A 25,780-nucleotide genomic window follows, 5' to 3' on the forward strand; every position below is an offset into this window, starting at 1 on the left:
GTATTTGTTTACATTAACATCCGACAATGGAAAAGAGTTTGCAATGCATCAAGAAATCGCAACAGCATTAGAAATCGACTTCTATTTTGCAAATCCTTACAGTCCTTGGGAACGTGGGGCAAATGAAAATCTAAATGGACTTATAAGGCAGTATATACCCAAATCGACCTCTTTTGAAGAAATAACCATCGAAAGAATTATAGAAATACAAGAAAAATTAAATAACCGTCCGAGAAAAAGATTTAATTTTGAAACACCAAATTATATGTTTAACCAAAAAGTTGCATTAGTAACTTGAATCCAGCTAATTAAAAAAAAACAACGGATAAAATTATTGGACTTTCAAGACTAGCCAAATGGCATGAGAAAGTAAATCAAGCAGGGTTTAAATCTTTCAATACGATCTCCAGATCCATAATGAATCATTCCAAAACAATATTGAACTATTTTGATAATAGAAGCACAAATGCCTCAACGGAATCATTCAATGCAAAAATAAAAGCATTTAGAAGTCAATTCAGGGGTGTGAGAAACGTTGCATTTTTCCTTTTTAGGCTGACTAATATTTATGCGTAATTTTTGCTACTCCACAGGTTTTGGGATTGATCCGTACCAAATAGGGTATCTGTCGAATCCGATTTAAAGTGTAAAATGAAAATAGACTTCATTGAACAATTTAATAAGGTTTAACTCTTAGATGCAGAAAAATAAGGGATTTTGTAAATATAGGAAAGTACTGAAATGTAAAAAGCCCCTCTTTGAGGGGCTTTTGGCGGAGAAAGAGGGATTTGTTTCTCTTTCCTTATGCCAATGTCTATAAGGGTTTACGCTGTACTATGTTTCGATAGGGCTTTAAATAGGTCACTATCAAAAATGAATAAAGAACATTAAATTATATTCAATGTAAAAATAGTCATTAATTACTGATTATGCAATAGTTAGGATTATTATTTGAACTGCTTATTGAACAAGTATTGTTACATTATAGAGGTACATGAAGACTTTTAATTGCCTTAAATCCTATCCGACTATACAACGTAAAACATGTTCTATTTGAAGCCCTGAATATCCACAAAATTCCTCTATTGAAATTAATTGATGTGGCTCTTTATTCAAGTTGTCTTTAATCTTATTTAGATATAACCTTGCTTGTCTATATGTTTTACCAGTAATACGTTGTACATCTTTTGGATAAATACATACCCTGATGTTACTTGCTATCACCTTTTTATTTTTAATACATTATCTATACCGATGCTATGCCTTTGAGATACCTCATCTTAGGATCTAATTACCATATCCTTTCACAAAGTTATGAAAACTACTTACTTAATAAGTGATTAAAATGGGTAATTATATACCCTTTAGTACCACTATTGACATTTACTTTTTGAAATGTGCTTTAATTGATGGAAACTTTGTTTGAAATCATTCGAGATTTAGTTGCAACGAATATTCGGGATGGAGGAGTAGTTAGATTATTTCAAACTTAAATTTTAGAAATTATGGCAAGACAGAAAGGTATAATTAAATTGAAAGGTACTATCGGGGATATTACTTTTTACAAAACCAAAGATGGCCACTTGGCGCGTGAGAAAGGCGGCGTCGATGCGAGCAGAATTGCGAACGATCCGGCATTCCAGAGAACGCGTGAGAATGGTTCCGAATTTGGAAGGGCAGGGAAGGCGGGAAAAACTTTGAGAACGGCATTGAGAACCTTGCTTTTAAATTCTGCTGACAACAGAATGGTGAGCCGACTTACCCAAGCCATGGTCAAAGTGATCCAAGCGGATTTGGTTAATGAACGTGGATTGCGTAATGTGATTGATGGTGAAGCGGAATTACTTGTGGGCTTTGAGTTCAACATCGGTGGAAAATTGGGAACCAGTTTGTTTGCTCCTTTTGTGGGAGCGATTGACAGAGTTACAGGGGAAATCTCCGTTGATTTGGCTTCATTTGTTCCAGCAAATATGATTGCAGCCCCAAGTGGAACTACTCATTTTAAAATTATTTCAGCTGGAGCTGAAATTAATTTTGAAGCAGAAACTTTCGTTGTTGCCAGTTCAGAAACTGCCATTCTCCCATGGGATTTTGCGCCAACGGTTGCCATCAACCATTTGAATACGGTAACACCAAACAGCGTAAGTCCTTTGTTTTTGGCTCTTGGAGTTGAGTATTATCAAGAGGTCAATGGTAGGATGTATCCTTTGAAAAATGGTTCATATAATCCATTATCATTGGTTCAAGTAAGCGGATTGTAGGATGGTTTTGGTACTATCTAGAACTTATTTCCCCGATGGAACTAACGGAAAACTCGAATGTGAGGGCAAATTCATCTGTTGTACAATTGAATTACCCTGGATAAATAATGAGAAAAGGGTTTCCTGCATTCCGGAAGGGAAATATTTATTGAAAAAGCGTTACAGTCGGAAATTTCAATGGCATATTGAGGTGGTTGCTGTAAAAAACAGAAGTTTTATTTTGTTTCATCCTGCCAATAATGCTCAAAAAGAATTAAATGGTTGTATTGCTCCCGTAACTAAATTCTCCGGGCCGGGTTTAGGTCTTCAATCGCGACAAGCTTTTGTTAAATTGAAAAATTTAGTTTACAAAACTCTGGAGCGAGAAGAAAAGGTTTTATTAATTGTTCAATCTTAAAATTCTAATTATGAATATAGTAAAAAGAGCAAAAGCTCCAACTCCGAAATTTTTTAAAGTGCTTCGAAATATAGGATTGGCATTGGCTGCAGTTGGCGGAACTATTTTGGCCGCGCCAATTGCTTTGCCAATTGTTGTTAGTTCAATAGGAGGATATTTGGCTGTTGCTGGTGGCGTATTATCGGCTGTAAGTCAATTGACTACAACTCAGGAAAAAAGTAATGCAAGCAGGTAATCATACATTAATAGGTACCGCTGGCGGTACATTTTTAAGTGTATTGCCGAATTTGCATTCGGAAGATGTTATAAAAACGGTTGTACTAGCATCTGTTGGTGCGTTTGTTAGTTTTACAATATCTTTAGTACTCAAATTTTTCATTAAGAAGCACAAAAAATAGTCTAATTCCAGTTGTTGTGACCTAGGATTAGACATTAAAATGCCCATTCCGATTGGATTGGGCATTTTTTATAAAAGTCTCGTTCCTTTGTTATTATTTTAAAGATATTTTAAGTCCCATCTCATTTCTCAAATGAAGTAATACCTCTGCGTTCCCTTTCGCATCATCTATTGGATTGTGAGTGGGTGCCGTTTTTCTTAAATGTTTCCATTGTGCAAAAGTGTCTTTTACTAATCCACAATATAAATCTGAAATTCTTCTTGATGAATAACCAAATGGATTTCTTTTGATAAAGTGATGAAAATACCAACATATAAACATCCAATCAAATCCGTTATTATCACTAATAAAGATTGGTTTTCCTTTGGAATTATTTTGAATCCATTCTTCAAACTCCAGCATCACATTAACGGGGTCGTTGAATTCTAAGGTCTCATTTCTGCTAAATCCTGAAATTGCTAGCGCATCAGGATTAAAATTCTCGGAAATTGGTTTTAACTTACCATAAAAGGTTTTGTCTAGATTTTCATCAACTATAACAGCTCCAAAGCAAATCATCGAATAATCTCCTGGTATTGGTCCGTCTGCTTCTATATCAACTACAATATAACTCATGTTTTTTTTCTTTTATTAAACTTATTGAAAGCCATATTTTACTTAGTTTTATGATAATTTCAGAAGCTTATAATTTACCTTTTAAATCCAAAATTAAGATTTTCAGAGAGACCAAAAATAACAAAATGTCTTTATTATTTTTATGTGGGTAGTTTTATTTTTTAATTATTTTTTGCAATATCGGAGCAAAACAACTCTTCTCATTTCATTTATTAGGGCAATATCTTCAATAATTATTTTCAGTCCATTCCCTTTTATTTTTAATCATTTCAGATATTTGCATAATATAATAACATACGCACAGCGTAATATGATAGTCAACAATTTTTCCTTTTTGGTATTTAATAATTCTGGTATTTACAGCATATCCTTTTATTAAATAGATCTTTAGCTGTCTGTTGGTCCATTTTCTAAATCCAATACCTATAGGGGACTTAACTCTATATCTTATAGAAATTATCATATCCAAATTTACGTTGCCGTTTTTCTTTCTACCGCGCTTCTTCCTTCAAGCTGAACTTGGCGGAATTGTCGCCAAGTTGATTTTTTGTCTGATTATCCGTCATTATAAATAATGTAAATTGTATATTTATTTGCCACAATACCGTTTCAAAATCACTTTCTTCATTTCGTTTATAAGGACAATATTCTGATGCAATTGATCTTCTTTTTGTTCCAACAACCTCAACGCCTGAACTTGTTTTTTGTGCAGTTCGTGTTCCTCCAGCATTTTATTTACTTTTGAATTAAACCCTTTTTTAAAATCATAAATACGTAAAAAAGGAATTACGGATCCGATCAGAGATTGGTGCCAGAATTTTGCTTTCCAAAGACTGTAGGCCAACCAATACACTGTTTCTGTATCTTCTGGATTTGAAAATTGGATTACAAAGCTGTTCGTAAATGGCTCTTTTTGAGGTTTTCCGCTATTCATCCCTTTATTGAGAATAAAGATGTGGTTTCCTCTGTAAACAGTGTCTTTTTGGTGGGTTTTGATAATGAAACTTAGCATGGTTTCGGAATTTAAAAGTTAGTTTTTCTTCTGTTTTTCCGTTTTTTATGAATGCTGAATTTGTAGAAACCGCCTTTCCTAAAATATTTCAAAAAAGAAAAAAGAAAAAAAGAAAGTCGTCACTCAAGTAGAGGTTTTTAAAAAATCTAGTTTTTTAGAAAAAATACTACCCGACTTATAATCGAAAAAGTGTTGAGAATCGGAGATTGGTTTATAAAAAAGAACCTGAAATGAATTCAGGTTAAAGGGTGGAGATTTTTTCTAAAACCCGGAGGGCTTGAACTTGCATTTTTTATAAAACCGGAACTTACCTTTACTTTCTTTTTTTATTTTTTTTCGAAGACTGATGTTGTTGTTACCCCTTTTTCGGGAGAGTTGTTTTGGAAACGGGAATCAAACACCCCCAAGCACCGCAGAAAATAATGATTGTAGCGATAGCGGAAATTATTATTTTTCGAGGAGCGCAGTGGCGGGGTTGCGGCAATCGAACAGCCACCGCAGGACGGGAACGAAGCGTAGTCCCGCTTTTTCTGCGGGATGAAGTGGAGAGAAGTACTGCGAGCGTGAAACGGCGGGAAAAAAATAAAAATCAACCGCCTTTTCGGCGGAGTTCCTTGATTTAGGGCAAAGCGACCGAATTAATTATGAATTGTGAATTATGAGTTATGATTTTTTGGAATGGTATTGTAAGACGCAGAGAGAAGGGAGCGGAGCCAACCCCGATGGCTGTGCGAAGGAGCAACCGCTGAAACAACCAGGGGCGACAGACATAATACGGCTGGAATGCAGTGGAACGTACCCGCCGCGGCGGGGGAGCGAAACGGAATGAAGCGGTATTGTGGATGTAGTAGCCCCGCCGAACGTAGGGTAGAGAACGTGTGAAGATGAGGAACGAAGCGGCGCAATAAAAATAGCTGCTTATTTTCAAGCTGCTATTTTTATTGTGCTGCGTAGTGTCTGCGGAATGGAGAGAGGACCCGCCGCGGCGGGGACGACTGACTGGAGCTGCCGAACGGAACAAAGAGAACGACCGAAGTGAGACCGCTAGATTGCCCGTGATTTTAAATACTTAATACTCTTTTGAACACTACTATAATAATATTGAATTCATTTAGACTGTATCCAATAGGTTTATAAAAATTAATAATCCATTTAAATAAACATTATTAAAATCCGAAGCACCTCTTGCTTATTGCTTATTCCACTTTGTATTTACCGCAAAAATGCGGTGATAAATCGAAATAATCACCGCATCTTAGTCTTGAAATTTTTAGCTATAACTTCCCAACCCATTTACCAATCTCAGCCAGTAGGTCATTAAAGTCGGGTTGACCTTTGTAATACAGTGCTGCGGTCTTTTTATATCGTTCTCTAAATCGTTTCCTAAGTTCTGGGTTATTTAGTAAGAACGCTTCGTTATTGGCAATGGGTATCTCATAGTCTTTGGGTGGAAAGCGTGCTACTTTGTGTTTTTGATATTCGTCTGTGCCAATGAATGCTTTTACTTTGTCCTCTTTTAGTAGGCTAAAGACATCATAGTACTGACGCATCAAATTTTGTCGCTCTTCCTTATCCTCTTGTTCTTGCCTGAATTTGGTTGCTATTGTTTGTAATTTTTCGACAAAAGTGTAGCCAATATGGTAACAGGCAATGTCTATTGCCCGATTGTCAACTATATCTACTTTTTGTTGTATTGCTTTGTCGTATGCCCAAGATGCTATTGTTAGAGGGTTGTTCGGCGTTACTGTATCAAATCCAACTTCCAATAAAATCCCTTCTTTGACACCTTCAACAGCTTCAGATTTACTTTCATAATGTAACCTTATACCACCGCTACGGTATTGTCTTACATCATCAAAAGTTTTATCGCGTGTTACAGATATTATTCCGTTTATTTTTATATCCTTTGCTAACCCATCGTAAAAGTCTTTTCTTTTTTGAATATTGCGTGGCTTATTATTGTTTGGGTTTTCATTTATTTCCATTTCTGCTGGTGGCTTGATATGGATGTCAATGTCTTCAGAAAAACGGTGTATTATTCCGTAGCCCTTGGAAAGGGAAGTACCTCCTTTGAGTTCGAATTGATATCCCTGCTTTTTTAAACCATGTAAAGTATGCATGATCCAATAGTCTTTTTCTATCAGTCCTGGCTCGATGTTTAATTCTGTTCCTACAATACGCAATAACGCAGCAAAGTCTTTATGGTTGTGTAAATAATCTTTCATATCAGGTTGTTACAACTGGTTCTAGTAGTTTTTTTGCTTTTGCACTACCATATTCTTGTAGTGATTTTTTTAGCTTTCTTTGATCCATTGTTTTTGCCCTAAAGCACACTTTGGAGACTACTTCCTTCGGGTCTTCTGCAAGTTGGTCTAGGTTGTTAAGCAGATCAACTAATAGAAACTCCAATGTAGCTTTACGTGGAAAATGTGGTTTTACTCTAAAAGAAAATGTTTTTCCGCCCAGATTGAAATCGCCATGACGTTTGTGGTTGTAAACGGTTTTCTGATTGTAAAGTTGTGTTGTTCCAACGCCAAGTGCATTGTAAGCGTTAAAAGAAGTAAGCAAAAAACGAGAGTCTTTGAGAAAGGAACGTACCAAAACTTCTTCTTCAGGTGGTGCTTCTCCAAAAACCGTTACTTCTGGGTAAAAGTATAAGCCTTGAGAAAGTTTTTGTAAAGTACCTTCTTTAACCAGTTCGTCAAGATGGCGGTCAACGGAAGTTGACCACTTGGACAAATCAGCCCTGCGGTAAACCTTACCTCGTTTTAGGTGTTTTTTTAGTTCTTGTAACTTATTCATGAGGCAAAGTTAGTAAATATTATTTTATTGAATATATTTTTATTGAAAATTCATGCAAAACATATTTCATATACCATATGCACTTGTCTTTAATTCAGTATAATAGATGACTTTCTGTTTTATGCAATGGGAGACTTCGAAGACCAGATTATTATATTGTTTTTTAGTAGTTTATATTGAAATCACACAACTGTTATTAAAGTTTTCGTTCTCCTTGTATTTTACATATCCCAATTGATTGGTAATTAATTTTGTATTGCCAATGCTGAAATCTTCTACATTACAATGATGATGGCCATATATCCAATAATCTATTTCATTATTTTCGATAACTGATGCCATTTCTGTTCCAAAAGCTTCATTTATGTCGCTATGGGCATATTTCTCTGGATAATTGATAAAAGTTGGTGGGTGGTGGGTTACAACAATAGTTGGATCATTTGTTTTGGTTTGGAATGTTTCTTCCAAAAACAATCTGCTTTCCAGATGGAGTTGGTTATAATCTTCAACAGTTAGTCTTTTTTCATTTTTTCGAATTACTCGGAAATCCGAAAGGCTTTGTTCAATAATAAATTGTTTTGCTACCGAAACGTGTGACCATAAGGTTGAAAATACTAGTCTTGCTCCATTGATGGTTTTTACCATATTATTCAGTAAAGTTACATTGTCTCTGATTTTTTCCTCAAAAGAACCACTTCTTTTAGAAATATCCGAATTATAATATTCGTGATTGCCAGGAATCCAATAGGTATGTTCAAAATGATTGGAAACATAATCAAAGAATTTTTGATGTTGGTGTATTTCTTTAAAAAGCACAATGTCTCCCGCCAAAATTAGAATGTCTCCTTTGGGGATAATAGGATTTACCAAAACCCATTTACGGTTGTCTAAAAATTCTAAGTGAAGGTCGGAGCAGTATTGGATTTTCATAGTTAATTAAAAAAATGTTTGTCTTGATTTTAGTACTTTTATTGCTTTCTAGAAAGTAGATTGGGAGTTTTGGTAATCGATTTATTAGATTTTATTTTTCCGTAGATACTTGCAAAACTGGACATTAATAAAGCCAATCTATAAAAGCAAGTCATTCCTCCATTATGGAATTCCATCATTCCTTTCGAGTTATCATGTTTAGCAATTGTAGTGTAAGTTCATCAGATAATCCATTGAAATATTTTTCCAATACCTTCTGAAATACCGGATTGGCATTTTCAACGTTTGTGAATAATGTCATGCACGATCGTAATTTCATGTCGTCAGGTGTTCCAAATATCTGTGTTGCCGTTTTTCCTTTGAGGTTCAATACTCCCTCAGTAATTTCAACCAGATGCTTACCTAGGATGGGATGTTGTAAATAGGCATTAGCTTCATTTAAATCTTTGATTCCGTAATATTGTGCAGTCTCACTGGAACCGAGTCCTTTAATTTGAGGAAAGATATACCACATCCAATGGGTTTCTTTTTTACCATTTTTTATTTCCGATAGTGCCTGTAGATACACTTGATTTTGTGCGTCTAAAAATTTGATTAATTCGTTGTTATCAGTCATTTTTCTATTTTAGGTGCTACAGTATACCGTATCACTAAATTAATAATTTATTTAGAATTCATCCAAGGTGTATATTAATAATTTGTTCGAGTTACTTACTTAAAAACCAATATTAAGTCTAATAAACTCAGACTTTGTTGCAATTATTAACGACTGTGAATACTTTAGAGTAGGTTTAAAAAATGAAAAATTTGTATTTTAACAAAAACACACCCCTAACCTCCCGTCTTAAAAACGGGACAGGCTCTCTCAAGAGGGGAATTCGACCCCGCTAACATTTAACCTTTAGTTGTTTATTAAGTAAATAAGTCGATAATTTGTTATAACTGACGCTTAACTTGCCTGAAAGTGAGGTTAATGCGCGGCAGAATATCTTTTGCTGTTTTTGGTACTTGATGCTGCCAAAAGCTTTGCGTTGTTCCTGCCATCAATAAAAGCGAACCGTGATGCAAGGGGATTTCTACCTGAGGAATCTCTTTCCTGAATTTATGGCGTAATCGAAACATACGGGTTTCGCCGAAACTTACGGATGCAATAATTGCATCGGTACCAAAATTCTGTTCGCGATCGCTGTGCCATGCCACACCATCCTTGCCATTGCGGTACAGGTTTAGCAAAACACTGTTGAATTTAACCTGTGTTTCTTTTTCCACTCTTTCTCTTATGGATAGTAATTCGGGTGTCCAGTCAGGCTTGGTCCCATCGGCACCTAGATTGTCGCTGTCCTCATACCACGAAATCATTCTTGGTACTGTAACTGTTTTATCGTAAATTTCCATAGCATATTCCTGCCATGGCGTGTTGTTGAGTAGGGTAGTGTAATAGTTGTCGGATTCTTCTTTGGTGAAAAAATTGTCGTATAGCATGAGTTCGGTATCCGGAAGGTCAAATTTTTTTTTTCCGCCACTGCCTGATGTAAATATTTCTGTGTCATTGAAAAGTATCATTTTGAATAAGGGTATTAAGCTGTTGGGTGAAATGGTTATTGATGCTGTTTTTTTGTTCTCGATACGATTTTCTATTGAAACTGAGGAAAAATTTATCTTCTAAAGGTTCTCGTCCCGATAGCTATCGGGACATTTTTTGTTCCGTTTCACTCCACAAAAAACACTCGAACTGACGTTTTTTATTATGTAGCCCTTCGACTGCGCTCAGGGTGACATAAATGTCATTTTATTGCTTTTTTTGGTAAAAAAATTCTACCGTCGTACTGACGGTTTGCTTAATTAGAGCCATGGGTAAGGTTTATTCGTTATCATGTATTCATTTTTTGCCTTGGTAAATTAATTTCATGTTCCTGTGGATACGGTGCCCGATGGGTCATGCTTACATCTTCCCGAATCTGTTCATGCACTTTATATTGTCTGTCCGAAGTGTTGGAATACCGTGGATCTGGGAGAAACGGCATTTTCGCCATTTTGGTAATTGTAATGGTAGGAAAATGATAGTCCACTTCAACAGTTCCCAGAAGCAGGTAACAGCCACCGCCTTGGAACGGATATTTTTCAAGACTTTTTGTAAAATGTGCGGTATCGAAATATTCGCCCTCTATGTCTACCCAAGTTCCAAAATACATGGCTCCCATTTTGGTAGGCACGTGCTTTCTGGAAATGAGGTAGGCCAGCATCTTTACCGTTTTTTTATGGTGCTTTAATAAATCTTTCGCCATTACGTCCCCCCGATATTTGGTCTGCAATAAATCGAATGGGGTACAGGAGACCGGAAAACTCAGCAGCTCGATTTCATCAAAAGCATCTTCAAAAGGAGAGCGTTCGAGTATGGGCAGTTCATATTCTTTTATTGGTTCCTGTAAAAGCATCCCATTTCTGTTCTCGGGTTTGAAATTGACCAGAATGAGTCGGGCAATCACCAGCAATTGGTTTTTTGTTTTTCCCGTAAAACGGAAGGCTCCGATAAAAATCAAAATTTGGATGCCTTCAATGCCTATTGGAATGCGGTTGATGAAATCTTCCAATGATTTGAATTTCCCCTTTTCTTCCCGCTCTTTAACTATAAAATGTGCTAACTTACTTTCCAACCCTTCCAGATGCATAAAACCCAAATAAACATCGATGCCGTATACCGTAGTTTCATAGTCGCTTTTGTTTACACAGGAATTCTGTATGGTTGCTCCCGACATTTTGGCTTCATGCACATACACTTCGGTACGGTAAAAACCACCCTGATTATTGATCACTGCTACCATAAATTCAATAGGGTAGTAGACCTTGAGGTACAGACTTTGGTAACTTTCTACCGCATAGGAAGCCGAATGCGCTTTACAAAAAGAATAGCCAGCGAAGGATTCGATTTGTCGGTATATTTCTTCACTCAACTTTAGGGGATGTCCTTTTTGGGCACAGCAGGCAAAGTAATTGTCTTTCACTTTTTGCAATGCTGCTTTGGAACGTCCTTTACCACTCATGGCACGGCGCAGAATATCCCCATCGGCTGCGGGAAGCCCTGCATAATGTAACGCAATCTTAATTACGTCTTCCTGATAGACCATCACCCCATAGGTTTCTCCGAGCTGTTCTTTGAACACCTCATGAAAATATTCGAACTTATCGGGATGGTTGTGTCGGAAAATGTATTCCTTCATCATACCGGATTGGGCTACGCCCGGGCGGATAATGGAGGAGGCTGCTACTAAGGTTTTGTAGTTATCGCATTTTAGACGGCGCAATAAGCCGCGCATTGCCGGGCTTTCGATATAAAAGCATCCAATTGTTTTTCCATGGCTTAGAAAATGATTCGCCTTGGCCTCATTTTTTGATATAGCAGTATCCCGGATATCGACTTTGATTCCCCTGTTTTTCTCAATCAACTTCACACTGTCATCGATATGACCAATTCCCCTTTGGCTCAGAATATCAAACTTTTCAAAACCAATGTCTTCGGCAATGTGCATGTCGAACAATACGATTGGAAACCCTTTTGGAGGCATTTCCAAAGGTGTGTAATTGGTAATGGGTTCTTCGGAAATCAGGATTCCACAGGAATGCATGCTGCGTTGATTGGGGTATTTTTCGAGCAGCATCCCGTATTCCTGCACTAGCTTCACGATTTTATTAGTATCATGCAATTGCATTGGGTTTTTAGCCAATGCATCCAATTCTTCCTTTGGCAAACCGAAAACCTTACCCACTTCCCGGAAGATGGAGCGGTATTTAAATTCGACATTTGTTCCACAGAAGGCAACATGATCCGCACCGTATTTATCAAAAATGTATCGGAGTATGGTATCGCGTTCTTTCCAGGACCAGTCAATGTCAAAATCGGGGGGACTCTTGCGGTTCACATTGAGGAAGCGTTCAAAATACAAATCGAGTTCAATAGGGCAGATGTCCGTGATGCCGAGGCAATAGCTCACAATGCTGTTGGCACCGCTGCCCCGACCAATGTGCAAAAAGCCCTGACTCATGCTAAATTGAATGATGTCCCACGTGATCAGGAAATAGCCACTGAATTCCAATTGGTGAATCACCTTTAATTCTTTTTCCACTCTTGCTGTTGCTTGCGGATTATCGGCACCGTACTTTTTGAATAAACCTTCCTGAGCCAGTTTAGTCAAAAGTTGCCTATCATTTTCCCGACTCCCGGAATAATACTTTTTATTTTTGGGTGTTTTGAAGTCGAATTCAAAATGGCACTGATCCATCAGTTTTTGGGTGTTTTCGATAATTTGCGGATACTCCCCAAATTTTACGAGCAATTCTTCCAAAGGAATCATTACTTCGGACGTCTTGCAATAATCAGCATCAGTCAATTTTGATAAAATAACATTGGTATCAATAGCTCTCAGTATTTTATGCAGGTTGAATTCTCTTTTAGTCCGAAAGGTGACGGATTGTAAAACCACCATTTTGTTAAGCCAAGCATTCCATTCCGGAAGAAATAATTTCGGAAGCTGATCGGGAGTAATGCCTACATATTCATGGTCTTTTAATTCCGTTGGCTTATTTTCGAAAGGATAAATAATACAGACGTTACTAAATGAAGGTGTTGCCAATGGTAAGGCAGTGCCTTCAAAATTATGTTTGGTCAGAAAGCGATTCATTTCGGCTAGCCCACCGGCATTTTTAGCCAAGCCGATATAACGCAGTTGATGGTTGCAACGAAATTCTATTCCGACGAGTGGTTTGATATTTACTTCTTCACAGCTTTTTATGAAATCATAGATGCCAGTAACGGTATTGATATCGGTTAATGCCATTGTTTTTACCCCACAAACAACAGCCTGCTGGACGAGATCCAACAGCGGGATGGTGCCATAATGCAGGGAATGAAAGGAATGACAGTTGAGGTACATTATGTTATAATTTGCGTTTTAAAATTTCCGACTTGTTATTTGGTTTGAAGCTTGCTCCGGCACACCGCATCACGGCATCAAAACCATACCGGCTTTTCATTTTATCCATGGCTTGGTATAGCGACAGCATTTCTTCGGTATCTTCAAATAAATTGATTTGATAGGTTCCACGAACCAACCCACTGAAACGAATTCCGATTAAACGGAGTCTCATGCGACGCTGGTATACTTTATTAAATAAGTCGGTAACGGTTTTGGTAAGCATGTGATCGGCGGAGGTATAGGCTATTTTGCATTGTTTAGTTTCGGTGTCGAAATTAGAATAGCGTATTTTGATGACCACAGTGGAAGTCAACCATTCTTCCGAACGCAGCTGAAAAGCTAATTTTTCCACCATTCCGATAAGTATCGATTTTAGTTTTGGAATGTCAATGGTATCCTGACTAAAAGTATGCTCCGTTGAAATAGATTTCCGTTCCGTATAGGGTTCCACCGGATTGTTATCGATGCCATTGGCTTTTTTCCAAATGTCGATGCCGTTTTTACCGATCATCCGTTGCAATACTTCTGCAGGCATTTCTGAAAGTGTCTGAATCGTGCGGATTCCAATCCGGGATAACAGTTGAAAAGTCACATCGCCCACCATGGGTATTTTTTGAATTGAAAGCGGATTTAAGAAAGACCGTACCATATTCTCGGGTATTTCTAAGTTTCCTTTGGGTTTGGCTTCGCCGGTACCAATTTTAGAAACCGTTTTGTTTATCGATAGTGCAAAGCTTATGGGTAACCCTGTTTCTTTAGTAATGGATTGTGCCAGTTCGTTGGTCCATTTGTAGCCCCCATAAAATTTATCCATACCCGTAATATCGAGGTAAAATTCATCGATGCTGGCTTTTTCAACAATTGGTGCTTTTTCTTGAATGACTTCGGTTACGTCATGTGATAATTTGGAGTACAATTCCATATCACCTTTCATCACTTTAGCCTGCGGACAGAGGCGGAGTGCCATTTTAATAGGCATAGCGGAACGCACTCCAAAAGTCCGGGCTTCATAGGAACAAGAAGCCACCACACCACGATCTCCGCCACCAATAATCAAAGGGATTCCCTCCAGTTTTGAATTCCCCAGTCTCTCGCAGGACACAAAAAAAGTATCCAAATCCATGTGTACAATTGTTCTTTCCATCTTCTTTTCTTTTTTATACGTTACAAAATTAGTACAGATGATAACAAATTTGATTATATTTGTTGTTACAAATTATAACAAAATACCTATGTCTTTATTTTCCGACAACATCAGGAACCTTAGGGTGCAACAAAAGATTTCGCAGGAAAAGCTGGCGGAGGCATTAGCGATAACCAGGGGCAGGTATGTCAAATATGAAGACGGAACCTCGGAAGCCCCGTATGAAATACTGAAGAAAATTGCCCATTATTATCACATCAGTATTGACCTGTTGCTTTCCGTGGATATTCGAAAAATTCCGATGGATGATTTGTTACAATTGGAAAATAATAGATTGGTACTGCCGATCACTGTTGATAAAGATGGGGAGAATTTTATTGAAGTCGTTACACAAAAAGTAAAAGCCGGGTATTTGAATGGTTATGCCGATCCTGAGTATATAGAAAGCCTGCAACACATTTCTCTACCGTTTTTGGGACCGGGAAAGCACAGGGGTTTTCCGGTGGAAGGAGATTCCATGCCTCCTCATGAGGATGGTTCCATCATCGTTGGGCGTTATATTGAAAAGTTGGGAGATGTAATGGATGGAAAGACTTATATATTTATAACCAAAAATGAGGGTATGGTTTATAAACGATTGAATAAAAACAAAAAGAATGCACTCGTTGTAGCATCAGACAATAGTTTTTATCCCGCTTATGAAGTTAAGGCTTCGGATATTCTTGAGATTTGGGAATATGAGTGTAGTATTGGGCGAAATGACAGGAAGCCCGAAATCTCTGAAACTGCAAGTGTAAAAGATTTATTTTTGGAATTGAAAAGAGAGATTCAGGATTTAAAAATTAAGCATTAGATGTAAATGAAGCTATCCTTATAAAGGAATACCGAATTCTGGAGACTTCGGAGAGCGGGGAATTTTTGATGTTGGTGTATTTCTCTAAAAAGTACAATGTCACCCGCCAAAATAAGAATATCTCCTTTTGGAATAATCGGATTTTCCAAAACCCATTTTCGGTTGTCTAAAAATTCTAAGTGGAGGTCTGAACAGTATTGAATTTTGATATTATTTTCCATTAGTGGGACTCTAAGTTTAATAAATGGATTTTATTTTCCACTAAAACATGATTTTTAGAGAATATTTTCCATTATAATTTGAAGCGTGCAAAAGTTTCAACGTCATATCTTTTGGCGACAAGCTCACATACTTTATTACTAATACGTTCTTTAGTGTTTTTTAGGTGCTTTAGAATGTCCGATTTGGAGTAGAATTGTTCTAACTTTTCGATATCAGTAATAAAAGTTTCTGTGGTAGTTGCAAACAAAGCTCTTGGAATTATAATATCCTTATCTCTGGAAAGATTTAGTTTACTATGGTCCATATCCCAAAATAAGTGTTTTGGAAAAATAGTTGCTATGTTTACTTTTTCTTTCATATGCTTCAACTGTGTTTATATCGAATTCCTTTATGCTCATTTCGTAATACGAAAATATGATTTGATTCTAGTGTTTGAAAAATTGAGTGTTTTTTTGTTCACTTTGTTTGCATGTTCACGTTTACGTGAACAGTGTTTTTTTATGAACATAAATAAGTATAATTGAGGTTGCCTGTGTTATTCTAATTAAGGTTTGATTTCTAACGGGAATATTTCGGGACTTTAAATAACAGACTATTGTTATTTCTAATTATTATTTTCAAATTTTTCTTTTAGGCGGAGATATTCTCTATATTCTTTTTCCTCGTGCTTCTTTTGGGAAAATGTTTCAAATGCTTCGTATTCCGGGGAATCATAATTCATGAAATCTGGGATTTTTATTATTGCCCAGTCTTTTGCAATATCTTTCCAAGTTTTGGCTGCATTTGCGATTGTATTTCTCCAATCCTCATCGGAATTTCTTTGTATTGTGTAATCGTAGTCAACCGAATGTGGTAATACTATTCGAGCCTGTGAATGCCACCATCCGTGAAAGGGATTCACATAAAATTTATCTAATACCTCTTTTAGAGGATGAAAAAGTGCTTGAGATTGATGGTATTTCATATAAGCAAGAATTTTATAGGCTGCAATTAATTCTTGGTCTTTGTCTTTAAGTGTAACTGACAAATGCCTTGCAGTCTCTTTTAAAGGTGTTTCCTGAAAATATTGCTGACGATTTTCTTTTAGATCATACCAAGGTGAATTGATTGTATTTTCTCCTATTATAAAATCCCTAATTTGCACTTCAGGCACATTTAAGCCTTTCCAATAATTATAGATCTGATTCCACTGTGTCATATAGCTTTTCATAAAATTCAAATTTAGTAATATATTTCAATTATTAAATTTATAATATAATGAGTATGCAAATAATTCCTATTTAATAAACCAAAATATGCATAATAAAGTTGATTGGTTTATTATGCATATTTAAGTTTACTGTGTTGTATTTTAGTATATTATAAAAACATTCAATTTATAAATGATAAATTATATTATTCTTTACTCCATTTCATGTTTAAAGCCCACTTTGTATGTTGACCAATATCATAGAGTTTCTTCTTAGTTCTTTTATCGTGCCCTAAACAGTCAATTAGTTCTCTATCTGCCCACTTTATGTACTCTGTATCTCCTTGATTCTTCAATGCCAAAAGTTCTTTGCGTTGTTCTACGTTTGGTAAAAGTTCTAAAATATCATACTGCAATATTTCGGGACAATTCCAACCAGCTGTTCTTTTTACGGGTGTCGTAACTCTACCAAGTAGATTGTAGTTGACATATGGGAAGTTCTCTTTTGATAATAACTCGGCCTTGCCTTCTATAAGTTCTTCGTAAAATTCTCTCCAATGGTTAATTTCACGGTTCTGACCCTCATTAAACCAATCTAGAAATTTGATAGCATTTTTAGCTGGAATAAAGATGGCAAAATCATCCTTCATTAAATCTTTATTCGGAAGTTTGAGATCATCTATTGCCTCAAATTTTTCTTTTAGTAAGCTTTGTGTACCTTCTAATCGTTTGTACTTTCCGCCAACCAATTGGTAATGTCCATAATTTGAATTTTTCACTAATAAGTATTCATCGTCTATTTTAATAATATATAAATAAGACATTGAAAATCTGATTTTTTCACCTTTCAACGCGAGAAAATATATTTGCAATAATAGATAGAGTCTTTTGTGATTTATAAAAATATGTTCAATGAGAAGCTCCATTAAAGTAGCTAAACCTATTACACCAAAAATTACAACGTCTTTTTGGTATTCCGAACCAGACATTTGGAAATAGCCATAGATTATAAAACCAATGGCTATTATTGTTTGAATTATTCTTCTTATCATATTATCTCAGGACTAGGTTGAATTGATATAATTGTTTCTTTGATAATCTCAAAGGTTAATGGTTTATCAGGATATGCCTTGGCAACAGCTTCCGGCAAGACTTTCAATCTTATATCAGAAAATGAATATCCTATTTTGGTGGTGTCTTTTTTTAGAGACAACTCTGCTAATTCGTTTAATTGTTCTACAGTAAAGGTAATTCCTTTTAAACTCTTTTGATAAAGTTCAACACATTCCTCTTTGGTTGGTCTCTTAAATTCAAGGACTACAGCTGCACGTCTTAAAATTGCTTCATCTATAAAATGAAGGCGGTTAGTGGACATAAACACAATGGCACGACCATTTAATTCTCTTATTACGTCAATTTTTTGAATTAATGTATTGACTGCGGCTTTTTCTTCCTGATGCATTTGACTTGTCGATCTTGTGGTCGCAATTGCATCTGCTTCGTCAATTAGAAGAAAGGCTATTCTTTTCTTTCCGGCTTGTTCTTTAAGTTGTGAAAATGCATCATTAACTAGTTTACCCATTTCGCCATGCAAACCTTCGCCACGAACACGAGTGCTCAACTTGAGAAAAAATCCTTCTTTACCTAATTCACGAGTCATCCTATCAGCAATTGAAATCGCAGATATCGTTTTGCCAGTACCGGCATCACCCGCTAGAATAATAAGAGGATATTTATCCTTTAACTGCTGTATTATGGGTAACTCAACTTTATGGTGTTTGTTACTCCAATCGGTAAGGCTGCCCTGGTCTAAAAGCAGTTTTAGATTATTGTAAATTCTTTCGAATTTGTTTTCAAAACCAATTAAGGAATCGGTCTGGGTTTGAACTTCTTTACTTGGAAGTTCCATTATGTTATCAAATATTGCAGCCATTATTTAAAATTTGTTTTTTGAAGTTCGTATCCTTTACTTGAGTATAGTTGTGCATTTCCGGAACTAAGATGTGAAAATGAAGTGTCATCAGTAGTCGCTGACCAGCTAAGTCGAAAATAATTGTTGGTTTGAAAATCCTTCTTTTGTTGTTCAGATAGACCGTGCCATTTGGAGGAGTAAGAGAGATACAATGTTAGATACGTATTGTCAATATTCTCCCAATCATTATTCTGTCCAGGTCTTGCGCTATCTGTTGCATTACCATCTGCATTAATAGAAAATTTTGTTGCTCTTAAAGTATGGTCATTTGAGTTTTGTTTCAATGCAATAGAAACAGTATCCAAGTAATTATTCTCGGCTAATTTAATTATGTCGTGCATAATTTTATCAACATACTCAGTTGACCATTTATTGGTTCTTCTAGCTATTGTTCTAATGTCTGCTTCACAATTTTCAAATGTTTTACGAATATCGATAACCGTATACGTATTAGTACTTGTCTTAGTATTGTACATATTAGTTGATATTAAAAGTTGGACCAAATACTCGTTTCCATTCCTCAATCGTAGCACCTTCATTATTCTTTGATTGGGCATAATTTAAGCAGTCAAAAGCATCTTCGGCTTGCTCAATAATTTCTTGCCACACCGTACTGTCAATTTTTTTCGAGGCATTATTTTCATTGTTCGTATCATCGGCAATGTAAATTGGAGTGGAATAAGTAGGGATCTTATTTATGGCGTGATCAAATTTGATATTTGGAAAATTGGATCCACTAACAAATTGGAAAAAACGAATAATTGCTTCTTCAATGTTAGTTTCTACACCTAATGTTTCGTCTAAATAGGCAACAATCAATTCAATTGCAAAGGATGTGATTCCTGGTTCGGTATCTGTTGGCCTAAGCTCCTTGTAATTTTTCCACCATTTTAAAGACCTTACAATAGCGGTGTAACTTGGATTATTCTTGCGCAAACTGATTGAGAAATCAATGTGATTTTCTATACTGGTTATGTATTTTCCACCACCGCCTCTTTGTGGCTGCCAAACATAACGCTCGGGATTACTTATTGAAACCACTGGAACAATATCAACTTCTAGTCCAGAACCGGAAAAACGAATGGTTATTGATTTTGTATTTCCTTCAGGATCTACATCTCGATTGATATCCTTTTGGGGATATATTTCTTGTAAATATTTTACAATGAAGTCGTGCAGTTTTTTTAAATCATTTTGAATATTATCACCACCACCCACAAAAAGAATTAAATCTATGTCGATTGGATTGTCTCCTGTTAGTTTTAGAATGGTGTGTTTTTTCCACGAACCTGCCAATAGGTATTTGGTAACTTTGAGACCGTTACTTTCGTCATTCTTGATTTTGTCTTCTAACTTTGTTTTGAGATTGTTTATTTGATCTCGGTACTTCTGCATGTTGTCCTTCTGTAGTTTTATTTTATCTACAAAGTACAATAGTTGATTGTTTTCTAATTTCATTTTACAGTATTAAAGATTAACACTGCAAATATTAGCATGAACTATGCATTATATGTGCACAGTAAAAATGAGAAAAATACTGGTTTTTGTAAGGGGTTTAAAAACAGTGTTTTAAGTTCCGGATTGATTGTTGTTGAAGTCTTGAATGATTTTGAAAATGTAGTCAGCTTGTTGTTCGTTGAATACACCATCAATGCCTAAGCTATGAAACTTTTTAAATGGGGAGTCATATAGTTTTGTAGGATCTATTTTTCCGTTTTTGGTTAAGAAAAGTTTAATCGTATCCAGAAATTGTATTTGTACCGCACTCAGTTGGTAATCGTTTATAAATTTAGCGAAAGCGGCATCCACACAATCAGCAGATAAGCCAATTAGTGATATAATGAATTGGACTAGGTTCAGTTTTACGCCTAATTCCTGTTCGATATGGTCTTTTTTGATGCCTTTTTTAAAGAGTATTGTTTCTAAGGATTCTAATTCTTGGGCTGTTATCGTTTCCCCTTTCTGGATCCTATTAATGGTTATGTTGTCTTTGTTTTTTCTGATAATTTCTTCCAGACGGTGAATATTACTGGTGAATGGTGATGGATAGGATTCCTGTTTTTCATTAACAAAATCGGTAGTAACCACCTCATCTTCATTTAAAAAATCTTCAAAATCGGTAGTCACGTATCTTTGGTCTATTGGATCGATATACTTTACAAGATCTCTGATTCCGGAACGTATTTTTTCAAGGTGTTGAATGCCATCGGTTTCCCAGAATTTTTCCTCTAATGGTAATTTGATTAGCCCTTCTTTCTCTTTTACGTCTGGAATGGTGGTTTTCTTGAGTAATTTTTTTGATAAAATGGCTACTTTTGTAATAGGAATAGTTAAGCTACCCACAAACTCGGGAGTGTTTGGTGTTTCCAATCGCTTAATCATAAGTGCATACAACAGCTTATCATAAAACCTTGCTAAGTCTGTATCCCCCTTGGTTGGTCGGACCAATGGTGCTAGAATTTCCTGTATTGTTTGAACGTCTTTCTTTGATAAATGGTTCCATAGTTCCCGGTTTTCGCTGCCATATTCTAACACGGCCTGCATTTTCATTTTAACATCAAATCGGTGCTTATCCAGTTTTGCTATTTCTGAATGAAGTTCGTTTAGTAAAGTATTGCGATAGGCTGTTAGATAGGCATCGCATTGGAATTTATCTTCCTTTAAATATTGTGCCAATTGTAATTTTAGACCAAAGACCACTTCTGATAAACTTTTTTGAGAGCTGGTTTCAAAACCCTTTGGGTTTTCTTTGAAGAACTCAAAGTTACCGCAGAGATCGAATATTAGAAATCGTTTTTTGTCTTTTCCTACACCAAATAGATCAGGTCGTAATCGTGAACCACGGCCTATCATTTGCCAGAATTTAGAATAGGATTTTACGGGTTTGTAGAATACTAAATTGACACAACTAGGCGCGTCAATACCCGTATCCATCATATCTACAGATATTGCGATTTGAGGTAATCTTTCTTTTTCTTCGTCACAGAAACGCAGTATGAATTCTTCGGCTTTTGGTTCTCCGTGCGTAATCACTTTTACATAGTCATTACCAAATTGTTCCTTGTCCAATTCCATAAAGATGTCTTTTAGGAACTGTGCATGTTTTTTATTTCGGGCAAAGATGATGGTTTTACCCAATTCTTCGTCACCCCGTTTTTTGATACCGTTTTTGATTACAAATTGGAGTGTTTTTCGGGCGGTGTCTTTATTAAAAAGCCATTCGTCTAGTTCTTTGGATTGTATCCATTCGTTACCAGACGCTTCTTCACCGTCCAGAATTTCCTCTTCAAATTCTTCTTTTTCTTCGTCTGACAGTTCATCATATTTGATGCCCTCTCTCAAGAATTTGGTGGGTACTTCTATAGAGCGATATGGTGATAAATGTTTATTGGCTACTGCTTCATCAAAGGTATATGCATCTGTGGGAGACTTATCAGCCAAACCAAATATGGAATAGGTGTTTTTATCAATGCTGTTTTTTGGCGTTGCCGTAAGCCCTAAGTATAGTGCATCAAAATAGTCGAAAATAGCTTGGTACTTTTTGTAAATGGATCGGTGTGCCTCATCAATGATGATTAGATCAAAATGACCTACGCCATAAAATCGTTTATCATCCACTTTTGAACCATCTATTAAACCCATCATCGTTTGATAGGTCGAAAAAGCAAAGCGTGCATCGGGATTGTCTTTTTCTTTTAAGAGATTCACACTAGAATGTTCGGGCAATAACTTTACAAAATTACCTTTGGCTTGACTTACCAAACTTTTTCTATCGGCCAGAAATAATATTCGTTTTGCCCAATTGGCTTCCAGTAATAATTTAGACAGCGCAATACTGGTTCTGGTTTTTCCGGTACCGGTTGCCAATACCAATAAAGCGCCTCTGCTGGTTCCAATGAGTTTTCCTGTGGATTTATCGTTACCTGCAAAATGTTCTGCAATACTTTTGATGGAACGCAACTGGTAGCCTCTTCCGGCTATATTAGTGTCTATAACCGCGGTTCTAATGTCGGCACGGTTCTGACGGCGGTACATGAGTGTTTGCAACTCTTTCTTGGTGTAAAAACCATGAACTAATCGAGCCGATTTATAAAACTGGTCGTCCCACAAGAAGGTTTCAAAACCATTACTGTAATACATTACTGGGCGACGGCCGTACATTTTTTCTAAACTATCGGCATACAGTTGGGCTTGGTTTTCGCCTTTGCTCGCACTTTCTAATGTTTTTTTGGCCTCTACTAATGCTAAAGGCAAACCATCATCATCCCACAATACATAATCTACATAACCCGTTTCAGAGGCATTGGTTGATGAAGGCATGTATTGTACTTTGAATTCCCGGTCTTTTATACCCGCCAAATCCCATCCTGCTTCACGCAAGGAGACGTCTATAAAATACTTTCGTGTTTCATATTCGTTGCGCGGGTGGTGTACGGCATCATCGGTATTGGCTTCTTGTTTGTTGGCTTCTATTTGGGTTTGTAAAGCTTCAATTTGCTTTTTGAATAGCTCATTTTCTTGCTCTAACAGCTTATTTTTATCGGAAGCTTCTTTGAGTTGCGTTTTAAAAGTAGTTAACTCTTTGTCAAACTGCGTTTGAACACTTTTTAATTGCTTTTGTGAAAGGGTATCATGTCCTTCTGTAGGCACCAATTCCCAATCGAACATTTCTAATGGACCTAGATCGTTTACTGAATAAGATTTTGCAAACCATTTGCTGAAATAAAACAGATTGGATATAATTTGCTCTGCATCAGTATCCGAAACAGGTTTGTTGTGTATGGCCAGATTCCCCACTTTGCGGATGAGGTCTATTTCATTATACAACTTATGCGGAAATTGTTCTTTGAATTCGTGATGCTTCATTAATGAATTTAATGAAGTGTCAAAAGGGAGGTGTAGTTCGGAATCGTTATTGAACATCCAGTTGATAGCCAGTTCCAACGCCATACGCGCGTAGGTCAGCGAAGTACGTGGATCTGTAATGGCGTATTGTTCTGCTTTTTGGCTTCTTTCGAAAAAGGCAGACCATTCTTGTGCTAAAAACTGAAAGTTTGTTTTCATTTGTCGTTACGATTTGTTCTTTATGGTCAAATGTAATTTGCTTCATTTATGTGCTCTCAGCATCATACTTCTGGAAAGCACATTTCATACGACTAAGATACTAATGTGTTCTGAAACTATTCCATTTTGTTTTGAATTTTCCTGCTAATACTACTTCTAAAAAATATAAATCGTAATCTTTTGGTACTGAATGCAAAACGACTTTGTAATTTTGAATTACCTTTTTTGCTGGGGTCATATCCTCGTTTGTGATACTTGCTCTATCTGTTATTTTACCTTCTTTCTTCCATTTGTCTCTGGTTTTCAAGTAAGCTAGGGTACATTCATTGTGGTTTTTGCCCCATGCGTGTTGTCGTAATCTTCTAAAAACGGTGCGACTAATGCCAACATAAACTGGAATAACACGACCGTCTTTTTCTTCTCCAAAAATATACAATCCTTTGAATTCATTAGACTCATTTGCTGTATAGCCCAATTCGTCAAACTCCTTTTTGTTTCTTGTTGTTTTACCGTTGACTATATCATACAAATCACCAACTCTTTTACAGTTTAGTGCGTTTAATTTCTCCACAATACTGATTGCGGCCTTATCTGCATCTTTCAGTAAACTGTCTAAACCTTCTGGATATTTTTCTTGGACGTAATTCATTACTTTATTAAAACTGATTCAAATTCATTTTTGATATTTTCCAAGAATGTAATCAACGGTTTTAAGTCGTTTTTATCTCGGTCAATATTTTGGATTATGCTATATGGAATTGAAATTTTTAATTCATAACCCAAAGACAAATCAAATTGTGTCTTACCTGATTTTAAAACCTTATTGTTCCAATCACAATATTTTTTCCAATCATAATGAGTTTCAAAATGATTATCGAAAAATACTTCAATTTTATTCCAATCTTTGTTTTTTATACGCCCTGAAATAGTATTAAAGTTTGTACGGGTATAAAAAGAATTCTTTATGTCCTTTTCAGCTGCCCATAAGCCCGTAAAGTATCTTTTCCAACTGGTAAACTTGATATGATAGGATTTGATTACTTCATAGTTAATGCCATCTAATTCTAATTGCTTTTTAAAAATAGGTTCTCCCGTCTGAGGAAAAATATGATATCCTTGTCCTTTTGTGTTTCCGGGATAAATTCTAGCTTCAAATGTCTCGTTAGTACTATCAAAATCGAAAAGAATTTCATCTGCCCAATGCACATCGCATTCAAAACCTAACCTTCCGTTTATTTTTTTAAATTCCGAATTGGTTATTGCCGTTTCGATTCTATCTTTTATTCTGTTACTATCTCCTTTTATACTTAGTGCATGTAAAGCGGTTTGAGGTAGCCAACGGTAATTATGAATTTGTATAAATTGAATAAAATCTGTCACAAAGCGAGAAGGTTTAGCTATCGCTTTTTCAAAATTGGCTACTCTTAGTGTGATTTCCATTAATTTGTTCCAGTTTAAATCGACTGGAGTTACATTTTCAGGAGAAATAGATTGGTTTAAGGCATTAAAAGCCTGATTGTATAGTTGAGCCGTACAATTTTGATTGTTTGGTTTCACTTCTATAATAATGGTGACATTATCAATACTAATTACCAGATCAGTTATGGGATCATAATTTTTATCATAATTTCGATTAAAAAAATGCTCTAAATCCATTGGATAATCACTTAAACTGACGGCAAATAAATGTTCAAAATCATTTAAATGTGTAACTCGTTTTTGAATATCAATTGTTATGGGTTGCTTTCCTGAAAAGTCGTCAAATAAACTATGATAGCAATCCTTTTTATGTTCTAAAATATATTTAAGCACATCGTGTAAAAAGAGATTGTCTTCCAGTAAGGTGACAGCAAATGCTCTGGTTAGGTCGTTTTCTAATTGATAGTTTCTATCTTCTTTTGTATAAGTTTTGAATAAGTTGAGGTGTCTGTTCATAATATCAATTCTCCTT

At 36.1% G+C, this 25,780-nt stretch carries 26 protein-coding genes and 1 pseudogene; 6 read left to right on the forward strand and 21 right to left on the reverse strand.

Features of this window, described 5'->3' with window-relative positions:
• From BLS90_RS14445 to BLS90_RS14470, 5 genes are all read left to right on the forward strand, one after another.
• Positions 1–298, forward strand: a 298-nt coding sequence (locus BLS90_RS14445; RefSeq protein WP_139171439.1) for an IS30 family transposase, incomplete at its 5' end; no start/stop codon positions are given.
• A gap of 35 nt (positions 299–333) precedes the next feature.
• The gene (locus tag BLS90_RS14450) at positions 334–576 is read left to right on the forward strand and encodes a transposase (protein ID WP_220083884.1); all 243 of its coding nucleotides are present in this window, start codon (positions 334–336) and stop codon (positions 574–576) included.
• Positions 577–1,505: 929 nt separating this feature from the next.
• Positions 1,506–2,261, forward strand: coding sequence for a hypothetical protein (locus BLS90_RS14460; protein ID WP_091258881.1), 756 nt, complete (start codon positions 1,506–1,508; stop codon positions 2,259–2,261).
• A 1-nt stretch (position 2,262) separates the two neighbouring features.
• Positions 2,263–2,658: a DUF5675 family protein gene (locus BLS90_RS14465; protein ID WP_091258884.1), complete on the forward strand. Its 396-nt coding sequence runs from the start codon at positions 2,263–2,265 to the stop codon at positions 2,656–2,658.
• A gap of 10 nt (positions 2,659–2,668) precedes the next feature.
• The gene (locus BLS90_RS14470) at positions 2,669–2,893 is read left to right on the forward strand and encodes a hypothetical protein (RefSeq protein WP_091258984.1); all 225 of its coding nucleotides are present in this window, start codon (positions 2,669–2,671) and stop codon (positions 2,891–2,893) included.
• Here BLS90_RS14470 and BLS90_RS16935 read toward each other — a convergent pair whose 3' ends face one another.
• The 11 genes and pseudogenes from BLS90_RS16935 to dinB all read right to left on the reverse strand — a co-directional run bounded on the left by BLS90_RS16935 (position 2,894) and on the right by dinB (position 14,529).
• Positions 2,894–3,121 carry a hypothetical protein gene (locus BLS90_RS16935; RefSeq protein ID WP_175455498.1) on the reverse strand — a complete coding sequence of 76 codons (228 nt, stop codon included), beginning with the start codon at positions 3,119–3,121 and terminating at the stop codon, positions 2,894–2,896. It lies immediately after the preceding gene.
• A gap of 28 nt (positions 3,122–3,149) precedes the next feature.
• Positions 3,150–3,671 carry a 3'-5' exonuclease gene (locus BLS90_RS14480; RefSeq protein WP_091258886.1) on the reverse strand — a complete coding sequence of 174 codons (522 nt, stop codon included), beginning with the start codon at positions 3,669–3,671 and terminating at the stop codon, positions 3,150–3,152.
• Positions 3,672–3,897: 226 nt separating this feature from the next.
• Positions 3,898–4,152, reverse strand: a pseudogene (gene rhuM / locus BLS90_RS17375) (RhuM family protein); the annotation flags it as partial.
• A gap of 108 nt (positions 4,153–4,260) precedes the next feature.
• A complete protein-coding gene (locus BLS90_RS14490) occupies positions 4,261–4,683 on the reverse strand; it encodes a DUF6943 family protein (protein ID WP_091258891.1) in 423 nt (140 codons plus the stop codon).
• Positions 4,684–5,957: 1,274 nt separating this feature from the next.
• Entirely contained in the window at positions 5,958–6,908 is a 951-nt protein-coding gene (locus BLS90_RS14500) for a nucleotidyl transferase AbiEii/AbiGii toxin family protein (protein ID WP_091258894.1), read from the reverse strand.
• Between the two features lies 1 nt (position 6,909).
• Entirely contained in the window at positions 6,910–7,485 is a 576-nt protein-coding gene (locus BLS90_RS14505; protein WP_091258896.1) for a hypothetical protein, read from the reverse strand.
• A gap of 171 nt (positions 7,486–7,656) precedes the next feature.
• Positions 7,657–8,415, reverse strand: a complete 759-nt coding sequence (locus tag BLS90_RS14510; protein ID WP_091258898.1) for a metallophosphoesterase — start codon at positions 8,413–8,415, stop codon at positions 7,657–7,659.
• Positions 8,416–8,590: 175 nt separating this feature from the next.
• Positions 8,591–9,031, reverse strand: a complete 441-nt coding sequence (locus BLS90_RS14515; RefSeq protein WP_091258900.1) for a DUF1810 domain-containing protein — start codon at positions 9,029–9,031, stop codon at positions 8,591–8,593.
• Positions 9,032–9,351: 320 nt separating this feature from the next.
• Entirely contained in the window at positions 9,352–9,978 is a 627-nt protein-coding gene (locus BLS90_RS14520; protein WP_091258902.1) for an alpha-ketoglutarate-dependent dioxygenase AlkB family protein, read from the reverse strand.
• A gap of 308 nt (positions 9,979–10,286) precedes the next feature.
• Positions 10,287–13,343, reverse strand: a complete 3,057-nt coding sequence (locus BLS90_RS14525; RefSeq protein WP_091258906.1) for a DNA polymerase III subunit alpha — start codon at positions 13,341–13,343, stop codon at positions 10,287–10,289.
• 4 nt (positions 13,344–13,347) lie between these two features.
• Entirely contained in the window at positions 13,348–14,529 is a 1,182-nt protein-coding gene (gene dinB / locus BLS90_RS14530) for a DNA polymerase IV (protein ID WP_091258908.1), read from the reverse strand.
• Between the two features lie 88 nt (positions 14,530–14,617).
• Between dinB and BLS90_RS14535 the strand changes: the two genes are divergently transcribed.
• Complete coding sequence (locus BLS90_RS14535) at positions 14,618–15,382, forward strand: XRE family transcriptional regulator (RefSeq protein ID WP_091258988.1); 765 nt, start codon at positions 14,618–14,620, stop codon at positions 15,380–15,382.
• Here BLS90_RS14535 and BLS90_RS14540 read toward each other — a convergent pair.
• From BLS90_RS14540 to BLS90_RS14585, 10 genes are all read right to left on the reverse strand, one after another.
• Positions 15,379–15,603: a metallophosphoesterase family protein gene (locus tag BLS90_RS14540; protein WP_091258910.1), complete on the reverse strand. Its 225-nt coding sequence runs from the start codon at positions 15,601–15,603 to the stop codon at positions 15,379–15,381. The two genes, BLS90_RS14535 and BLS90_RS14540, sit on opposite strands and share 4 nt — an antisense overlap.
• Positions 15,604–15,674: 71 nt before the next feature.
• On the reverse strand, positions 15,675–15,962 hold the full coding sequence (locus BLS90_RS14545) for a DUF6922 domain-containing protein (RefSeq protein WP_091258912.1): 288 nt from the start codon (positions 15,960–15,962) through the stop codon (positions 15,675–15,677).
• 246 nt (positions 15,963–16,208) lie between these two features.
• On the reverse strand, positions 16,209–16,814 hold the full coding sequence (locus tag BLS90_RS14550; RefSeq protein WP_139171440.1) for a hypothetical protein: 606 nt from the start codon (positions 16,812–16,814) through the stop codon (positions 16,209–16,211).
• A 185-nt stretch (positions 16,815–16,999) separates the two neighbouring features.
• On the reverse strand, positions 17,000–17,845 hold the full coding sequence (locus BLS90_RS14555; RefSeq protein ID WP_091258916.1) for an SMODS-associated NUDIX domain-containing protein: 846 nt from the start codon (positions 17,843–17,845) through the stop codon (positions 17,000–17,002).
• Positions 17,842–18,726, reverse strand: a complete 885-nt coding sequence (locus tag BLS90_RS14560) for an ATP-binding protein (protein ID WP_091258918.1) — start codon at positions 18,724–18,726, stop codon at positions 17,842–17,844. The genes BLS90_RS14555 and BLS90_RS14560 overlap by 4 nt, the downstream gene beginning before the upstream one ends.
• Complete coding sequence (locus BLS90_RS14565; protein WP_091258920.1) at positions 18,726–19,241, reverse strand: HORMA-1 domain-containing protein; 516 nt, start codon at positions 19,239–19,241, stop codon at positions 18,726–18,728. Before BLS90_RS14565 ends, BLS90_RS14560 begins: the two co-directional genes overlap by 1 nt.
• Position 19,242: 1 nt before the next feature.
• Positions 19,243–20,223, reverse strand: coding sequence for a CBASS oligonucleotide cyclase (locus tag BLS90_RS14570; RefSeq protein WP_091258922.1), 981 nt, complete (start codon positions 20,221–20,223; stop codon positions 19,243–19,245).
• 111 nt (positions 20,224–20,334) lie between these two features.
• Entirely contained in the window at positions 20,335–23,829 is a 3,495-nt protein-coding gene (locus tag BLS90_RS14575; RefSeq protein WP_091258925.1) for a DEAD/DEAH box helicase family protein, read from the reverse strand.
• Positions 23,830–23,929: 100 nt separating this feature from the next.
• On the reverse strand, positions 23,930–24,478 hold the full coding sequence (locus BLS90_RS14580; protein WP_091258927.1) for a GIY-YIG nuclease family protein: 549 nt from the start codon (positions 24,476–24,478) through the stop codon (positions 23,930–23,932).
• A complete protein-coding gene (locus BLS90_RS14585; protein ID WP_091258929.1) occupies positions 24,478–25,764 on the reverse strand; it encodes a hypothetical protein in 1,287 nt (428 codons plus the stop codon). The genes BLS90_RS14580 and BLS90_RS14585 overlap by 1 nt, the downstream gene beginning before the upstream one ends.
• Positions 25,765–25,780 lie beyond the last annotated feature (16 nt).

This window comes from Flavobacterium omnivorum (genome assembly GCF_900099915.1).
GTDB classification, from domain to species: domain Bacteria; phylum Bacteroidota; class Bacteroidia; order Flavobacteriales; family Flavobacteriaceae; genus Flavobacterium; species Flavobacterium omnivorum.

What these genes read in the sequence shown, in the direction of transcription:
- BLS90_RS14490 (WP_091258891.1), bottom strand. Translation starts at nt 4,683, where the DNA reads ATGCTAAGTTTCATTATCAAAACCCACCAAAAAGACACTGTTTACAGA.
- BLS90_RS14535 (WP_091258988.1), top strand. Translation starts at nt 14,618, where the DNA reads ATGTCTTTATTTTCCGACAACATCAGGAACCTTAGGGTGCAACAAAAG.
- BLS90_RS14465 (WP_091258884.1), top strand. Translation starts at nt 2,263, where the DNA reads ATGGTTTTGGTACTATCTAGAACTTATTTCCCCGATGGAACTAACGGA.
- BLS90_RS14525 (WP_091258906.1), bottom strand. Translation starts at nt 13,343, where the DNA reads ATGTACCTCAACTGTCATTCCTTTCATTCCCTGCATTATGGCACCATC.
- BLS90_RS14545 (WP_091258912.1), bottom strand. Translation starts at nt 15,962, where the DNA reads ATGAAAGAAAAAGTAAACATAGCAACTATTTTTCCAAAACACTTATTT.
- BLS90_RS14540 (WP_091258910.1), bottom strand. Translation starts at nt 15,603, where the DNA reads ATGGAAAATAATATCAAAATTCAATACTGTTCAGACCTCCACTTAGAA.
- BLS90_RS14560 (WP_091258918.1), bottom strand. Translation starts at nt 18,726, where the DNA reads ATGGCTGCAATATTTGATAACATAATGGAACTTCCAAGTAAAGAAGTT.
- BLS90_RS14585 (WP_091258929.1), bottom strand. Translation starts at nt 25,764, where the DNA reads ATGAACAGACACCTCAACTTATTCAAAACTTATACAAAAGAAGATAGA.
- dinB (WP_091258908.1), bottom strand. Translation starts at nt 14,529, where the DNA reads ATGGAAAGAACAATTGTACACATGGATTTGGATACTTTTTTTGTGTCC.
- BLS90_RS14520 (WP_091258902.1), bottom strand. Translation starts at nt 9,978, where the DNA reads ATGATACTTTTCAATGACACAGAAATATTTACATCAGGCAGTGGCGGA.
- BLS90_RS14470 (WP_091258984.1), top strand. Translation starts at nt 2,669, where the DNA reads ATGAATATAGTAAAAAGAGCAAAAGCTCCAACTCCGAAATTTTTTAAA.
- BLS90_RS14510 (WP_091258898.1), bottom strand. Translation starts at nt 8,415, where the DNA reads ATGAAAATCCAATACTGCTCCGACCTTCACTTAGAATTTTTAGACAAC.
- BLS90_RS14580 (WP_091258927.1), bottom strand. Translation starts at nt 24,478, where the DNA reads ATGAATTACGTCCAAGAAAAATATCCAGAAGGTTTAGACAGTTTACTG.
- BLS90_RS14575 (WP_091258925.1), bottom strand. Translation starts at nt 23,829, where the DNA reads ATGAAAACAAACTTTCAGTTTTTAGCACAAGAATGGTCTGCCTTTTTC.
- BLS90_RS14555 (WP_091258916.1), bottom strand. Translation starts at nt 17,845, where the DNA reads ATGATAAGAAGAATAATTCAAACAATAATAGCCATTGGTTTTATAATC.
- BLS90_RS14515 (WP_091258900.1), bottom strand. Translation starts at nt 9,031, where the DNA reads ATGACTGATAACAACGAATTAATCAAATTTTTAGACGCACAAAATCAA.
- BLS90_RS14505 (WP_091258896.1), bottom strand. Translation starts at nt 7,485, where the DNA reads ATGAATAAGTTACAAGAACTAAAAAAACACCTAAAACGAGGTAAGGTT.
- BLS90_RS14460 (WP_091258881.1), top strand. Translation starts at nt 1,506, where the DNA reads ATGGCAAGACAGAAAGGTATAATTAAATTGAAAGGTACTATCGGGGAT.
- BLS90_RS14550 (WP_139171440.1), bottom strand. Translation starts at nt 16,814, where the DNA reads ATGAAAAGCTATATGACACAGTGGAATCAGATCTATAATTATTGGAAA.
- BLS90_RS14570 (WP_091258922.1), bottom strand. Translation starts at nt 20,223, where the DNA reads ATGAAATTAGAAAACAATCAACTATTGTACTTTGTAGATAAAATAAAA.
- BLS90_RS16935 (WP_175455498.1), bottom strand. Translation starts at nt 3,121, where the DNA reads ATGCCCAATCCAATCGGAATGGGCATTTTAATGTCTAATCCTAGGTCA.
- BLS90_RS14500 (WP_091258894.1), bottom strand. Translation starts at nt 6,908, where the DNA reads ATGAAAGATTATTTACACAACCATAAAGACTTTGCTGCGTTATTGCGT.
- BLS90_RS14565 (WP_091258920.1), bottom strand. Translation starts at nt 19,241, where the DNA reads ATGTACAATACTAAGACAAGTACTAATACGTATACGGTTATCGATATT.
- BLS90_RS14480 (WP_091258886.1), bottom strand. Translation starts at nt 3,671, where the DNA reads ATGAGTTATATTGTAGTTGATATAGAAGCAGACGGACCAATACCAGGA.